This is a genomic window from Streptomyces sp. NBC_00354 (assembly GCF_036106915.1).
Lineage (GTDB): Bacteria > Actinomycetota > Actinomycetes > Streptomycetales > Streptomycetaceae > Streptomyces.
Map to the genome: position 1 here is coordinate 8,001,394 of NZ_CP107983.1, position 13,050 is coordinate 8,014,443.

General features: G+C 70.9%; 16 protein-coding genes. 8 read left to right on the top strand and 8 right to left on the bottom strand.

The features are described from left to right. The first annotated feature begins 25 nt into the window (after nucleotides 1-25). The 3 genes from OHT74_RS36710 to OHT74_RS36720 all read left to right on the top strand — a co-directional run bounded on the left by OHT74_RS36710 (nucleotide 26) and on the right by OHT74_RS36720 (nucleotide 2,384). Entirely contained in the window at nucleotides 26-664 is a 639-nt protein-coding gene (locus tag OHT74_RS36710) for an RNA polymerase sigma factor (RefSeq protein WP_266670912.1), read from the top strand. Further along, nucleotides 661-1,755: a CU044_5270 family protein gene (locus OHT74_RS36715; RefSeq protein WP_328622650.1), complete on the top strand. Its 1,095-nt coding sequence runs from the start codon at nucleotides 661-663 to the stop codon at nucleotides 1,753-1,755. The genes OHT74_RS36710 and OHT74_RS36715 overlap by 4 nt, the downstream gene beginning before the upstream one ends. A 476-nt stretch (nucleotides 1,756-2,231) precedes the next feature. Beyond that, the gene (locus OHT74_RS36720) at nucleotides 2,232-2,384 is read left to right on the top strand and encodes a hypothetical protein (RefSeq protein ID WP_328622651.1); all 153 of its coding nucleotides are present in this window, start codon (nucleotides 2,232-2,234) and stop codon (nucleotides 2,382-2,384) included. A 248-nt stretch (nucleotides 2,385-2,632) separates the two neighbouring features. Here OHT74_RS36720 and OHT74_RS36725 read toward each other — a convergent pair whose 3' ends face one another. The 5 genes from OHT74_RS36725 to OHT74_RS36745 all read right to left on the bottom strand — a co-directional run bounded on the left by OHT74_RS36725 (nucleotide 2,633) and on the right by OHT74_RS36745 (nucleotide 6,528). Next, nucleotides 2,633-2,929, bottom strand: a complete 297-nt coding sequence (locus OHT74_RS36725) for a zinc-ribbon domain-containing protein (RefSeq protein ID WP_328622652.1) — start codon at nucleotides 2,927-2,929, stop codon at nucleotides 2,633-2,635. A 269-nt stretch (nucleotides 2,930-3,198) separates the two neighbouring features. Continuing rightward, the gene (locus OHT74_RS36730; RefSeq protein ID WP_266670921.1) at nucleotides 3,199-3,546 is read right to left on the bottom strand and encodes an ArsR/SmtB family transcription factor; all 348 of its coding nucleotides are present in this window, start codon (nucleotides 3,544-3,546) and stop codon (nucleotides 3,199-3,201) included. Next, a complete protein-coding gene (locus OHT74_RS36735; protein WP_266670923.1) occupies nucleotides 3,543-3,989 on the bottom strand; it encodes an SRPBCC domain-containing protein in 447 nt (148 codons plus the stop codon). The genes OHT74_RS36730 and OHT74_RS36735 overlap by 4 nt, the downstream gene beginning before the upstream one ends. Before the next feature lie 153 nt (nucleotides 3,990-4,142). Next, nucleotides 4,143-5,645 carry an MFS transporter gene (locus OHT74_RS36740; protein ID WP_266673348.1) on the bottom strand — a complete coding sequence of 501 codons (1,503 nt, stop codon included), beginning with the start codon at nucleotides 5,643-5,645 and terminating at the stop codon, nucleotides 4,143-4,145. Between the two features lie 241 nt (nucleotides 5,646-5,886). Further along, on the bottom strand, nucleotides 5,887-6,528 hold the full coding sequence (locus OHT74_RS36745) for a TetR/AcrR family transcriptional regulator (RefSeq protein ID WP_328622653.1): 642 nt from the start codon (nucleotides 6,526-6,528) through the stop codon (nucleotides 5,887-5,889). A gap of 92 nt (nucleotides 6,529-6,620) precedes the next feature. Here OHT74_RS36745 and OHT74_RS36750 point away from each other — a divergent pair, with 92 nt between their 5' ends. Together OHT74_RS36750 and OHT74_RS36755 are read left to right on the top strand one after the other, a co-directional pair. Then, nucleotides 6,621-7,031: a DUF4345 domain-containing protein gene (locus OHT74_RS36750; protein WP_328622654.1), complete on the top strand. Its 411-nt coding sequence runs from the start codon at nucleotides 6,621-6,623 to the stop codon at nucleotides 7,029-7,031. A gap of 64 nt (nucleotides 7,032-7,095) precedes the next feature. Further along, the gene (locus tag OHT74_RS36755; protein ID WP_328622655.1) at nucleotides 7,096-7,632 is read left to right on the top strand and encodes a serine hydrolase domain-containing protein; all 537 of its coding nucleotides are present in this window, start codon (nucleotides 7,096-7,098) and stop codon (nucleotides 7,630-7,632) included. Here OHT74_RS36755 and OHT74_RS36760 read toward each other — a convergent pair. Together OHT74_RS36760 and OHT74_RS36765 are read right to left on the bottom strand one after the other, a co-directional pair. Then, nucleotides 7,563-8,495, bottom strand: coding sequence for a virginiamycin B lyase family protein (locus tag OHT74_RS36760; RefSeq protein ID WP_328622656.1), 933 nt, complete (start codon nucleotides 8,493-8,495; stop codon nucleotides 7,563-7,565). The genes OHT74_RS36755 and OHT74_RS36760 overlap by 70 nt on opposite strands. Nucleotides 8,496-8,554: 59 nt before the next feature. Further along, a complete protein-coding gene (locus OHT74_RS36765) occupies nucleotides 8,555-10,210 on the bottom strand; it encodes an ABC-F family ATP-binding cassette domain-containing protein (RefSeq protein ID WP_328622657.1) in 1,656 nt (551 codons plus the stop codon). Between the two features lie 254 nt (nucleotides 10,211-10,464). Between OHT74_RS36765 and OHT74_RS36770 the strand changes: the two genes are divergently transcribed. Together OHT74_RS36770 and OHT74_RS36775 are read left to right on the top strand one after the other, a co-directional pair. Further along, entirely contained in the window at nucleotides 10,465-11,052 is a 588-nt protein-coding gene (locus OHT74_RS36770) for a TetR/AcrR family transcriptional regulator (protein ID WP_443047632.1), read from the top strand. Between the two features lie 104 nt (nucleotides 11,053-11,156). Further along, nucleotides 11,157-11,858 carry a 2-phosphosulfolactate phosphatase gene (locus OHT74_RS36775; protein ID WP_266670935.1) on the top strand — a complete coding sequence of 234 codons (702 nt, stop codon included), beginning with the start codon at nucleotides 11,157-11,159 and terminating at the stop codon, nucleotides 11,856-11,858. A gap of 158 nt (nucleotides 11,859-12,016) precedes the next feature. Here OHT74_RS36775 and OHT74_RS36780 read toward each other — a convergent pair whose 3' ends face one another. Beyond that, the gene (locus tag OHT74_RS36780) at nucleotides 12,017-12,445 is read right to left on the bottom strand and encodes a hypothetical protein (RefSeq protein ID WP_328622658.1); all 429 of its coding nucleotides are present in this window, start codon (nucleotides 12,443-12,445) and stop codon (nucleotides 12,017-12,019) included. Between the two features lie 189 nt (nucleotides 12,446-12,634). On the opposite strand from OHT74_RS36780, the gene OHT74_RS36785 reads away from it, so the two are divergent. Next, entirely contained in the window at nucleotides 12,635-13,033 is a 399-nt protein-coding gene (locus tag OHT74_RS36785; protein ID WP_328622659.1) for a CU044_2847 family protein, read from the top strand. The last annotated feature ends 17 nt before the right edge of the window (nucleotides 13,034-13,050 follow it).

Sequence of the window (13,050 nt, forward strand, 5' to 3'; positions counted from 1 at the left end):
CCTGCTCGGGCGGACAACTGCTGATGTGAACTACTCATTGCACTCCCGGATACGCGCCGGGGAACCGGAGGCGTTCCGGGAGATCTTCCGCGATCACGCGCAGCTGGTTCACCGGCATGCCGTACGCGTCACAGGGGACTGGTCCGTCGCCGAGGACGTCGTCTCGCTGACCTTCATGGAGGCCTGGCGGCTGCGCGCGAAGCTGCGCGACGAGGGGGACAGCCCGCGCCCCTGGCTCATGGGCATTGCCGTGAACGTCCTGCGCAACACCACGCGGGCCGCCCGTCGGCACCAGCGTGCCCTCGGGCGGCTGCCCGCCAAGGAGACGGTGCCGGACTTCGCCGACGAACTCGTCGCCCGCCTCGCCGACGCCGACCAGCTGGCCGCCGCGCAGCGCGCGCTGGGCAAGCTGCGGCGCAGCGAGCGGGAGGTCTTCACGCTCTGCGTCTGGTCCGGACTCGGGTACGCGGAGGCTGCCGCCGCGCTCGGCGTGCCCGTCGGCACGGTCCGTTCCCGGCTGTCCCGCGCCCGGACGCGGCTGCGCAGGCTCGCAGAGGAGGAACTGGCAAAAATCGGGGAACTCACCCCCTGCTCCGGACAAGTACAGGGCGGCCGCACTCCTGCGGCCCGGTCGCAAGAGTCGCACGAGGAGGAAACCCGATGATCCGCAGGAAATGGCGGCGAGACGAGTCGCTGGACCACGCGGAGCTGGGCCGGCTGCTGCCGCCCCCGGGGAGCCCGGAACTGCCGCTCGACCGTCAGCGCCTTCTTGAGGAGCACCTGATGAACGAGTTCCAGAGTTCTACCCGGGACACCGCCCCCGGTACCCCGTCCCGTCGGCCGGTACGCCGGGCCCTGGTGGTCGGCGCACCGGTCACGGCCGCCGCGCTGGCCGCCGTGGTCGTCTTCAACACCGTCGCGGGCTCCGCCGGTCCCGGCCGGGCGGCGCCGGTCGAGGCGCCGGTGGTCGCCGTGGAGGCGGGCAGCGCGGAGCAGGTGGCCACCACCGTGCGGCAGATCGCCGCCGCCGCGTCGACGGGGCGGCTGCCGGAGCCGGGGCCCGGCCAGTACGTGTACGTCAAGAGCCAGGTCTCGTACCTGGCCATTTCGCACGACGTCGACAAGAACGAGTCCAAGACCTGGGTGCAGCCGCTGCACATGCGGGAGGTCTGGAAGTCCCCCGACGGCACGAAGGGCTGGCTGGACGAGCCCGGGCAGCAGCCGAAGGGCGGGATCACGCTGGACAAGGACGGCCCGCTGTCCAAGCCGAAGAACGGCCAGGACGTACCGGGCGAGGCGCCGAACTTCTCGTACAACTGGCTGAAGGCCCAGAACGCCGACCCGGACGCCCTGCTGAAGGCGGCCTACGCGGCGGTCGGCGAGAGCGGGGACCGCGACCAGCAGGCGTTCCAGGAGATCGGCTCCATGCTGCACGAGCAACTGGTCCCCGCGCCCGTCGCCGCTGCCCTCTACCAGGCCGCCGCCAAGATCCCGGGCGTGATCGTCGTCCAGCACTCCCAGGACGCGGCCGGGCGCGACGGCATCGCGCTGGCCAGGCTCGACGAGCGGCGCGGCGACCGCACCGAATGGGTCTTCGACCGCTCGACGTACGCCTACCTCGGAAGCCGGGGCGTGCAGGTCAAGGAGAACGACGGGATCAAGGCGGGCACGGTCGTCGAGCGCACGGCGGTGTTGGAGCGGGCCGTGGTGGACGGGCAGAAGAAGCGGCCCGGAGCCACGCAGGGCACCGTCTGACGCGCCTGCCCTGCCCCTCGCGGGACGGTGTCGGCCGTCGGCCGCGTCCGCTCCCGGGAACGGAGGCGGTTCCCGTTACCTGAGCAGAGGGTGGCGACCGGGACCCTGGTCGGGGCCGATCAGGTTCTTTCGGCCCTGACCAGGTAGCGGGTCCCCCACTGTGGCAGTCCTGCTGCGTAGGTGTCGGTGGCACGGGGGACACGCTCACCGTGAAGGGCCGTCGGAGCGGACATCGGGGGATCGTCCCGTCACCCTGCAGCGGCTTCGGCTCCCTCCCTCCCGCTGCCCCCACTGGCGCGAAACGTCTCCTTGACGGGAGGCAGCTGAGATGGAGTCACCCGTATTGCGTAACCGCGTGCTGACGGTGAGTGCGCAGTGACGGGCCCGGGGGCGGGGGGACATGGCGGAGGCGGCGGCATGGGCCATGTTCGGACGACCAGCGCCAGGCGGCTGAGCTCTGGTGGAACGATCGGCTGGTGTCCCTCTCCCGGAGCGGCCCCCAGGGAGCCGCGCTGGCCCGCTTCCGGCTGGGCTTGCGCGCGGCCGTGCTGCTCGTGCCGGGCAACGCCCGCCTGCTTGCCGCGGGCACCGCGTTCGTCGACGAGTTCCCCGAGTACCGCTACATCTGACCCTGCCCCGGAGCCTGCCCCCAAGGCAGGGCTCCCTCCGGGTCGAGGGTGTCCGCTCGGGCGCGGAGGTTCCTCGGGGAGGTCGTCCCAGGAAGGGCCGTGCGCCTCGAGGTTGAGGGCGGCCGCCCGCATCAGCGCCGGGTGTCAGCGCCTGGTCAGGGGGTCAGGGGGGCACGGGATCGCGGCGAGTGGACCGTGACAGGGCGTTTCACCCGCCGGATGCGGCCGACCACCTCGGCCGCGATCGATCACACTCCAGGGTGCTGGTACGGCTGCTGCGACTGCCCGTACGCCTCACCGCCGGGAGCGCCTGCGGCTTGTGCCTGCGACTGCTCGGCCCACTCCTTGGGCACCTCCTGCTCCATGCCGCAGAACGTGCACTGTGTCGCATACCTCGTCGAGATGGGGAACAGCGGCACGAAGAACAGCGTGAACTTGGTGACGTGCTTCGTGAGCGTGTGCGCGGCAGGGTTGCCGCAGTGACGGCACGTCAGCACGAGTATCGCGAGCTGGTACAGATATATCCTGGTGCCAAAGATGATCATAAGTTCGGCCCTTCCAGGCTCAGCGCCTACCGCCGGGCGGGGACGCTGACCGAGATCCTCTCTCCCATTTCCCAGGCAGCCCCCAGAGCCGCTCAGGGACTCGACGCACACTGCGGATGAGCCCCTGACCAGCTCGTTCGGTCGGGGGCCACTGCCATGGCTCAACGCCGGGAGGAGACCAGCAGGCGCCGGCGCCTGGGGGGATCCGGGCGTTCGGCGCGGCCCCGTCGAGGAGGGCCGGCGCTTCTCGACGGGGCCAGGGCGCGGCCTCAGTGCTCCTCCGTCGACTCGGCGATGCGCTTGATGCGTGCAAGGCGCCTGTCCCAGTCGGCGGCGAGCGCGGCCATCCACCGGGCCGTCGCGTCCAGTGCCGCGGGCCGTACCGCGTACCGCACCTCGCGTCCGACCCGGCTGCCCGAAACCAGACCGGCGGCGTCCAGCACGGCGAGGTGCTTGACCACGGCTTGGCGTGAGACGGGGAGCCGATCCGCGAGCGCCGTCGCAGAGGCCTCGCCCTGCGCCGCGAGCAGATCCAGCAGTCGCCGTCGCGTGGGGTCGGCCAGGGCGGCGAGGACGCCGTCGACGGCCTCCGCCCCGACGCGATCTTCGTCCGTCACGCGGAGGACTGCTCGATGCGCTTCTTGAGGGCGTCGAGCACCTGGGGCCAGCCTCCGGCGTTGTCCTTCACGGCCTTGGCCCGCAGGTCCTCGGGCCCGGCCAGGGTCGCGAATCCGCTCTCGACGACGCGGAGCCTCGTCTTGTCGCCTTCCGGGGTCAGCGTGAACTCCACGAGGGTGCTGTTGTCCTCGCGCAGTTCCTCTCCCGGGAACGCGCTGGCCCAGCGGTACGCCAGGTAGGTCTGGGGCTCGACCTTCTCCACGCGCACCGGGAAATCGCCGTACTCGGCGTTCCGTGCCACGAGGGACTCTCCCTCCCGGGCCAGGGTGCCGGACGGGCTCGACGGGTCGGCGACCCAGAAGCCGGGCTCCGCCACCAGTGGCCAGACCCGGTCCACGGGTGCGTCGATCAGGGTTTCGCGTTCGATCCGGTCTTCGCTCATGACGGAACTCCTTCATCTGCGATCCAATGATGCAACTCCAGGGTTGCACGTAAGTCCTTCAAGTGCAACCGACAGGTTGCGCCTGAGGGTGGTCGCGCTGGCCCTGCAGGCCTCTCCTGCTCGCCTCTCTCGCGCCGGCGAGCACCCTGCTGCTTACGCAGGACCGTCCTGGCCATGGCCCGACCCGGAGAGTTCCGCCTTCCGGGGGAGAAAGGCGACCGCCGCGGCCGCCGTGACCATCACGGCTGCGCCCACGTAGAACGCGGCCGACACAGCGGTGGTGACCGCAGCCTTGAGGGCCGGGACCAGGTCGGCGGGGATCCCGGCGGGCAAGGGAGACCCCTGCTGTGTCGCCGCCACCGTCCTCCCGATGGAGCGCTCGACCTGGTCGAAGCGGTCGGAAGGGATACGGCCGTCCCGTTGGAGGAGCTGAGTCAGCCGCGCGCCCTGGAGATTCGCCACGATCGCGCCCATGACCGCCAGACCCAGCGCTGCGCTGATCTCCCGGGCGGTCTGCAACACCCCCGCCGCGCTGCCGCGCATCCGCGTGGAGGTGCCGTTGAGTGCGGTGACCCAGGCCGGACTGACGCAGAGCCCCATCCCGATGCCCATCGCGCAGTAGAAAGGCACCAGCCAGCCGTAGTTCTGCCGATGCAGTTCCACCGCCGCACCGAGCAAAGCCCCCACACACAGACTCATGCCGATTCCCAGGGGAACGCGCGGCCCCAGGCGGTCGTAGAGCCTTCCGCCGAGAGGCGCGCACACAACCGTGGGGAGAGTGAGCGGCAGTACGGCGAGACCGGCTTCGAAGGGCGACATTCCCACGACGTCCTGAAGCCAGATGACCCCGAACACCGCAAAGCCTACGAACGCGAAACGCACCGTCGAGATGACCGCCGCTCCCACCGCGAACTCCTTGCTCGCGAACAACTCGAGGTGTATGAGCGGATCGGGACGTCGCCGTTCGCGTACCACCAGGAGCGTCATCAGTACGGCTCCGGTGGCGAACAGCGAGATGACGGTGGCCGAGGACCATCCCCAGTGCCGTGCCTGCATGAGTGGGAGAACCACGCACACCAGACCGCCGATCAACAGGGGTGCGCTCGCCCAGTCGACTTGTTCGCGCCGTGGTGGCTTGCCTGTGAGCAGCACATGCGCGAGGAGCAGTGCGCCGATCCCCAGGGGTGGAGTGATGAAGAAGATCGCGCGCCAGGAGAACGCCGTCGTCAACACGCCGCCGATCAGCGGAGCCGTGCCGTACAGCAAAGTGGAGACGCTGGATGAGATGCCCATGGCCTGGCCCCGCTCCCCGCGGTCGAATTCCTTGATGATGAGCACCTGGGAGGCGGGCCGGAGGATTGCTGCACCGGCCCCCTGGGCCGCGCGTGCGGCGATGAGCCAGGCCTCGGACTGAGCCAGACCCGCCGCGATCGAGGCCACGACGAACAGTAGGGTTCCGAAGCGGAAGGCGCGTTCGTGCCCGAAGACGTCGGCGATGCGTCCGCCGAGCGGGCTCATACAGGCGAAACCGAGCAGATACGCACTGATGATCCACTGCGCTCCGGTGGTCGAAGCGTCCAGACTCCGCTGAATGGTGGGAAGGGCGACCAGTACCACCAGTGCATCGATGGCGATCATCGACGAAGCGCAGGTCATCACGCCCAGGACCCACCAACGGTGACGCTCGCTCGTAAACCGCTGTCGCCGCTTCACGAATTCCCTTCCGGTAGATTCCGAGCGACGGAGACCAGAGCCTGACGGGAGTTCGGCCCACTTCGAGAGGGGCACAACGGTAACAAGGTGACCTGACTCCCTTCGTGTGGACACTCTGACGAACGGATCCGTAGGTCCGAGGAACGGTGTCCTGGTGAACGGAAGTCTCCCTGTCCGGTGGAGTTCAGGAACGACACGGTGGTGCCCCGCCGGGTCGTTGTGGTGGCCAGTCGGGGGCGGGATCCTCGGCGAGGAGGGGCCGGAGGGCGCCGAGAACCGCCCCGATGCAGATGTCGCGCAGCTGCTTGCGGGTGCAGGTCTCGTGGGTGAGCCAGTCGACGCAGAGGATTTGGACGAACACCAGCCAGCTCTTCAGGACGCCGTTCACGGCCTCGCGGGCGCTCTCGTCCACAAGGGGGAGTGCGGTCAGCAGCCGCGCACGGAGCGCGTCGAGCTCATTCGTCATGATCGTCTGGATTACCGGGTCGCCCGCAAGGACCCGGTTCGCGGCGAGGACGGCGTTGCGGTTCGCCACGAAGTAGTCGAGATGGACGTCCATGCCCTGGATGAGCTGTTCCACGAGGGAGTCGGCGGGGGCGAGCCGTGTCTCGGCGAGCAGCTGGTCCGCGGCCTGCTGGTAGACGGCTGCGAAGAGGGCGCGCTTGCTGGGGAAGTGACGGTAGAGCAGGGCCCGGGAGACACCGGCCTCTTCGGCGACCTCCTCCATCAGTACGTCGGCGTACGGGTGGGCGGCGAAGAGCCGTGCGCCGACGGCGAGGAGTTGGGCGCGGCGGTCGGCGGGAGCGAGTCGTCGGCGGGGAGACATGAACGCAGCTTAGTTGACATGCGTCTACTACTGCCTCAAGGTGTTAGTAGACGCATGTCAACTAAGCTCCACCAAGACGGCTTGGAGGGATTGTGGCCAGGGCTCTGCGCGTACTCACACAGTTGATGGGCTGGTCCTGCGTGGCGATCGGCCTGCTCCATGTGGCACTCGGCAACGCTGCGATCCCCGGCGCCGGTTTCGCCGGCGCGACGGTCGACAGCTGGGGCCGGTTCATGGGGGCCGCCTTCGTCGGCTACGGGCTGGCCTGGCTCTGGGCGGCACGGCAGCGCCCGATCCCGGCTGCGGCGGTGCGGTGGCTGGCCGGCGTCTTCCTGCTGGGTGGCGTGGGCCGGGTTCTCTCGCTCGCCGTGCACGGCTGGCCGCAGTGGTTCCAGATCGCTCTGACGGCGATCGAACTCGGCATGCCGCCCGTCTTCTTCTGGCTGGCCGACTCAGAGGAGCGGGCACTGCGCAGCAACGTGGAGACCGTGCCGGCCGGGTGATGAACGCGGCTGTGTCCCTGCGGATCAGGGCGACGCCGACCGGCGCTACCCGTGGATGCACCCCGTGGTCGTGTACGCCGAGGGGTGGGACCGGGCCGTCTCCCCGCTGATCCACGGTTTCTCCACCGGCAACGGCTGCACGGCGACCCTGGTGCACGTGCTCGCGGAGCGCGGGCTGATCGACTACGAGGCTCCGGTCGCGCGGTACTGGCCGGAGTTCGGGGCGCACGGCGAGGCGGGGATCACCGTCCGGCACGCCCTGACCCACACCGCCGGGATCCCTACCGAGCCCGTCGGGATCGCCGATGAGGTGTACTTCGGGCTGCCGGAGTCCGAACTGTCCCGCGTCGCACCGCTGGTGGAGGGCGACTGGGAGGCGTACCTGACCCGCCTCCCGCCGGGCGCACCGCACGGCCCTCCACCCCGGCCCCGTCCTCCTGGAATACCTGCCCACAGGACCGGAGCAACGGACCCGCGAGGTCTACGGTTCGGAACGGGGCAGGTGAGTGCCGTACCGAACGAGACGCCGCCTCAGTGGTCGCCCGGCCGTTCGACCTCCGGGACCAACCGCAGGATGTCCCCGCGCTCCAGGGCCGTGTAGAGGGCTCCGTCAGGGCCGAAGGCCAGCCCGTGGGGCTCGCAGTCCCGTGCGGGCAGCGGGTACCGCGTCAGCTCCCCGGCCACGGTCAGCCGGCCGATGTGCGAAGAGGCCCACTCCGTGAACCACAGCGAGCCGTCCGGGCCCGCAGTGATCGCGTGGGGACGGCACTGCGGATCAGGCAGCGGGAAACCGGTGATCTCCCCTGACGTCGTGATCCGGCCGATCCGGCCTGTTCCGATCTCCGTGAACCACAGCGCGCCGTCCGGCCCCGCGGTGATCCCCACCGGTCCGGCCGTCGCGGTCGGCAGGGGGTGGACGGTCACTTCGCCCGCCGTCGTGATCCGGCCGACGGCGTGGGCCTGGTTGAGCGTGAACCACAGGGCGCCGTCGCCACCCGACGTGATCATGGAGGGGAAGGCGCCGGCGAGCCCGGGCAGCCCGAACTCCCGGACGGAGCCGTCCACTTCCATCCGGCCGATCCGGTCCGAGTTCAGACCCGTGAACCACAGAGCCCCGTCCGGGCCGGTGGTGATGCCGTACGGGCCGCTGCCCGGTGTGGGGACGGGGTACGAGCAGAGTGTGCCGTCGGTGGTGATCCGCCCGATCCTGTCGTCCCGCATGCGGGTGAACCAGAGCGCGCCATCGGGTCCGGCGGTGATCTGGGCGGGCCCGCAGTCCGACGAGTCCAGGGGGAACTCGGTCACGGGTGTCCGGCCGTCGGGGTCCAGGCGGGCGATGCGGCCGGTGTGGACGAGGGTGCACCAGATCGCCCCGTCGGGGCCCGTGGTCAGGGCGTAGGGGCCTGACGCGGCATCGGCCACGGGGAAGGAGCGGCCGGAGGTGAGAGACACGTCGCGGGGCACGGGGGTCCTTTCGGCAGAGCGAGACGGGGCGAAGAAGCGCGGGGGCCGGGCGCGGGGGGTCAGACGGCGGCCGGCGTGCGGCGCGCAGCCGGTTCGAGGTCCAGCAGCCTCCCCTGCCAGCGCGAGCGCAGCATGCGGTCGTGGCTGACGACGACCACCGCGCCGGGGAAACCGGCCAGCGCGGCCTCCAGTTCCTCCACCAGCGCGGGGGAGAGGTGATTGGTGGGCTCGTCCAGCAGCAGGACGTCGTACGGCTCGCTCACCAGCCGGGCCAGCGCCAGGCGCTGCTGCTGCCCGGCCGAGAGGCTGCCTACCGGGACGTCCAACCGGTCGCGGGTGAACAGGCCCAGGGAGAGCAGCTGTTCGGCATGGTCGTCGGGGCCGCCGGCCCGACCGTGCCCGAAGGCCGCCAGGACGCTCCGGCCCGCCGGGCCGCGGTCGGGCAACTGGCGCAGCCAGCCGGTCCGTCCGCGTCGTACGAGGTGTCCGCGGGCCGGTGGCCCGGCGTTCGTGGCCTCCCCGGCCAGCAGGCCCAACAGGGTGCTCTTCCCCGCCCCGTTGGGCCCGCCGAGCAGCAGCCGGTCACCGGCGGAGAGGGCCAGGTCGACCGGGGCCAGCCGGCCCTGGACCTCCAGGGCCGCAGCCGACACCAGCAGCCCCCGCGTCCGGCCCGAACGCGGGGCGGCGGTGAAGCGCAGCGGCTCGGGCGGCGCGGCCAGGGGGTGGGCGAGGAGCCGCTCCAGCCGTTCCCCGGCCTGGCGGACCCGCCCGGCCACGGACTGCTGGACCCTGCCGGCAGCCCGGTCGTAGGCCATCTTGTTGCCGTCCTTGCGGGCCCGGCCCGGCGCCACTCTGCGGGCGCTGCCGGCCGCCCGCTCCCGCAGCGCCTCGACTTCGGCCTGCCAGGCGGCATGGGCCTCGGTGCGGCGCTGCCGGTCGGCGGCGCGCTCCGCGAGGTACCCGGAGTACCCGTTGCCATGTCGGACGACGCGGTGGGTGTCCCCGTCCACCTCCAGCAGGACGGTGGCGACACGGTCGAGGAAGAGTCGGTCGTGGGAGACGGTGACCGTGGTACCCGCCCGACTGCGCAGGTGCTCCTCCAGCCAGAGCAGGGCGACGTCGTCGAGGTGGTTGGTCGGCTCGTCCAGCAGCAGGACCTCGGGCGCGGCGGCCAGCAGGGCGGCGAGCCGCAGCCGGACCCGTTCGCCGCCCGAGAGGCCGCCGACCGTGCGGTCGCGGGGAACGTGGACCAGTCCGAGGCCGTGCAGGGCGCGCTCGACGCGGGCATCTGCCTCGTAGCCGCCGCGGAGTTCGTAGCCGGTCAGCAGGTCGGCGTAGGCGGTGAGCAGTGCGGGGTCGGTTTCGGCGGCGCCGTCCGCCATGCGCTGCTCCATCCGGCGCAACTCAGCCTCGATGGCCCGCAGTTGGGCGAGGGAGCGGTCGATGACCTGCTGCACGGTCAGCTGTCCGGGCAGCTCCTCCTCCTGGGGGAGGTACCCGATGCCTCCGTCTGCACGGGCGATGATCCGGCCCCGGTCCGGGCGCTCGACGCCCGCGAAGAGGCGGAGCAGGGTCGACTTGCCGGAGCCGTTCTCGCCGACGATGCCGATCCGGCCGCCGGGCGGGAGGGAACAGCTGACGGAGTCGAGGACGAGACGGCCCTCGTAGGCCTTGATGACGTCAAGCGCGGTGAGCTGTGCGGTGGTTGCGGTCATACGGGAACTCCTGAGCGTGGGCGGCGAGGGGGAGGGCGGCTCGGGCGGTGGACGGGATGCGGATGAGCATCGTGAACTCCTTAATGCGACGACTGTTGCTTTAAGATGGTGCCATGATGACGACGCCGGCCGCAAGCGATCTTTCGGACCACTCCGCCGACGGGGGGCAGGCCGCCTCGGCTGCTCCGGCCGCACCAAGTGCGTCGGCCGCAACTGCCGGGACCCGGCGCCGGACCGGAGGTCGCAGTGCCCGGGTGCGCGCCCAGGTTCTGGCGGCTGTCGGTGAGGTCCTGGTCGCCGCCGGGTACGACGCGCTCACCGTGGACGCCGTCGCCGAACGGGCGGGAGTGCACCGCACCACCGTCTACCGGCGCTGGCGTGACGTCGGCGGACTGCTGGCCGACGTCCTCGACGCGGCGGCCGACGACACCTGGGAGCCCGCCGACACCGGATCCCTGGAGGACGACCTCACCGCGCTCAACCAGGAGGTCTACGACGCCCTGCACCCGGGACACCCCGGCCCGGGCGGCAGCCTCACCACGGCGCTGATCGCCGCGTCCTTCCGCTCCGCCGAAGCCGCGGGGGCGCTGACCCGGTTCTGGGAGGGCCGCTACGCCCGCTGCGCACCGGTTGTCGCCCGGGCAGTGGACCGCGGCGAGGTCCCGCCCGGTCCGGACGCGCGGGCCCTGCTGGTGGCGGCCACGGCCCCGCTCTACCAGGAGCTGCTCCTGCTGCGGGCTGCCCCCGATCCCGCCCTGCCGCGCCGTGCGGCCTGCGCCGCCCGGGCCGCGGCGGCCGCGGGGATCTTCACGCGGGCCCCGGACGCGCCGTCCGGGGCTTGACGCGGCGAAGGCCCCTGCTCCGGGGGTGTTGCATTCCGAGACCGTCGATGTGATGCGTACGACCGTCTGGGTGCTTCTGGTCGGGCATGCGCGATCATGGCCGGATGGACGCTCGTTTCCTTGGTATCCCTGAGCTGGCCGAAGCCCCGTCCGTGGCGGTCGTGGTCGACGTCATGCGTGCTTTCACGGTGGCTGCCTGGGCCTTTGCCCAGGGGGCGGAAAAGATCGTTCTTGCCGAGTCGCTGGACGAAGCCCTGGCGCTCAAGGCCCGCCACCAGGATTGGGTGGCGCTCAAGGACGGTCCGCCCGCGCCCGGGTTCGACGCCGTCAACTCGCCGGGCCTGCTGCGGTCCATTGACCTTGGCGGACGGACCGTCGTGCAGAAAACCACGGCAGGGACGGTCGGCGCCCTTGCGGTGAAGGAGGCGTCGCTGGTGCTGTGCGCCGGCTTCGTGGTGGCGGAGGCAACGGCTCGGCTCTTGCGGACACGCGAGTGTGGCAGTGTCACGTTCGTCGTCACCGGCGAAGACGGGCACGCCGATGAAGATCTGGCGTGCGCTCAATACATCGCTCGGAGGGCCACCGAGGCTGGGCCGGATGCAGCTGAGTATCTCCGCCGCGCCGGCCAATCGCGCGCCGCCGCCGAGCTGGCGGAGGGTGTGCGTCAAGGAGTCCATCCTGATGACGTCGCACTCTGTCTTGAGCTCGACCGGTTCCCCTTCGCCATGGTGGCGACGTCGGAAGACTCGCTCATGATCCTCCGCCCGTGCGCCGTGCCTTCGCTGACCGACGAGGCTTCGATCTGATGGTGTAGCAGTAGGTCACGCTCTTGGGCGGCAGGTCGTGCGGGACGCAGGCCACCACGCCCTCCCGGGCGACCGCCACGGGGACGTACGTACGAGGCCGCCGGTCATCGTTCGCTCTGCAGCGGAGTGGCCCTGCGCCCGAATTCGGTGGTTGGCCGTTATGGCGCGGACAGCCTGGCCAGCAACCGCTGGGCCTCCTCACACACGCCCTCATCCGTGTCCGTGGCCAGTACCCGCAGCTGCTGGAAGAACTCATTCCCGCCGGGTTCGCCGGACAGCCAGCGAGGGTCGCAGTCGACTTCGGCGGCGAGCTGGTCCGCGACCGAGAGGTCCACGGCGCGGGCCAGGGCCGCCAACACGGCCCGCAACCCCCACATGTCCCTCCGCTGGAGAAGAGCTTCCGCTGTTTCCTGGACCACTCCGGTGTCGTAGGCGTCGAGCAGGAGCCGCTGGAGGACCTCTGCGATCTCCGGCACCTCCGCGGCAGCGGCAAGTCGGCGCCCGGCTGCCGCGCGTACAGCCCAGGACGGAGAATCCGCGTCCCGTACAGCGGTGGGCAGTTCACCACCCCCTGCGAATGAAGTCATGAAGACACCCTGACAGCGTCCGAAGTAGATCACCAAGCCCGAAGGACAATTGCTGCATCGCATGCCGGTCGTTCCAGGGCCCAGTTGTTGCCATTCGGTGGTGCAAAGGGGTTCACCGGGCGCGGCTGCTGAGGTAAAGAGAGCGGGGGGCTCACGCGGCGGGGACGGGGCCCGTGCGAAGGGACGGGCATGTCGTTTCTGGTGGAGTTACCTGTGGGCGCGGCGGGCGAGGCGTCCGATGTGGTGAGGGTGGAGATCTCGGAGGCGGGGGAGGGGCTGGTGCAGGTCGCTCGACCGGGTCAGGTCGTGGCTCGGGCCACGCGGTCTCTGGGGGAGATGTTGGCGGGGGTCCGGCCGGTCGCGCAGCGGTTCGTCGAGAGCTTTCGCGGCATGGCTGACGCGCCCGACGAGATCGTGGTCGAATTCGGGTTGTCGCTTTCCGCCGAGGCCGATGTGGTGATCTCCAGCACGGCGGCCGAGGCCAACTTCAGTGTGTCGCTGACCTGGCACAAATCGCCTCCCACCGACTTCGATGCCCCTTCGGCCGGGCCCGCCGTGCCCGCCGCGTCCGCCGGCCCGGCACAGTGATCTCGCTGCCCCCTGAC

Bases quoted from the DNA above. Each gene is read 5' to 3' on its own strand.
- OHT74_RS36715 (WP_328622650.1), top strand. From the start codon at position 661: ATGATCCGCAGGAAATGGCGGCGAGACGAGTCGCTGGACCACGCGGAG.
- OHT74_RS36725 (WP_328622652.1), bottom strand. From the start codon at position 2,929: ATGATCATCTTTGGCACCAGGATATATCTGTACCAGCTCGCGATACTC.
- OHT74_RS36735 (WP_266670923.1), bottom strand. From the start codon at position 3,989: ATGAGCGAAGACCGGATCGAACGCGAAACCCTGATCGACGCACCCGTG.
- OHT74_RS36740 (WP_266673348.1), bottom strand. From the start codon at position 5,645: ATGACCTGCGCTTCGTCGATGATCGCCATCGATGCACTGGTGGTACTG.
- OHT74_RS36745 (WP_328622653.1), bottom strand. From the start codon at position 6,528: ATGTCTCCCCGCCGACGACTCGCTCCCGCCGACCGCCGCGCCCAACTC.
- OHT74_RS36765 (WP_328622657.1), bottom strand. From the start codon at position 10,210: ATGACCGCAACCACCGCACAGCTCACCGCGCTTGACGTCATCAAGGCC.
- OHT74_RS36775 (WP_266670935.1), top strand. From the start codon at position 11,157: ATGGACGCTCGTTTCCTTGGTATCCCTGAGCTGGCCGAAGCCCCGTCC.
- OHT74_RS36780 (WP_328622658.1), bottom strand. From the start codon at position 12,445: ATGACTTCATTCGCAGGGGGTGGTGAACTGCCCACCGCTGTACGGGAC.
- OHT74_RS36785 (WP_328622659.1), top strand. From the start codon at position 12,635: ATGTCGTTTCTGGTGGAGTTACCTGTGGGCGCGGCGGGCGAGGCGTCC.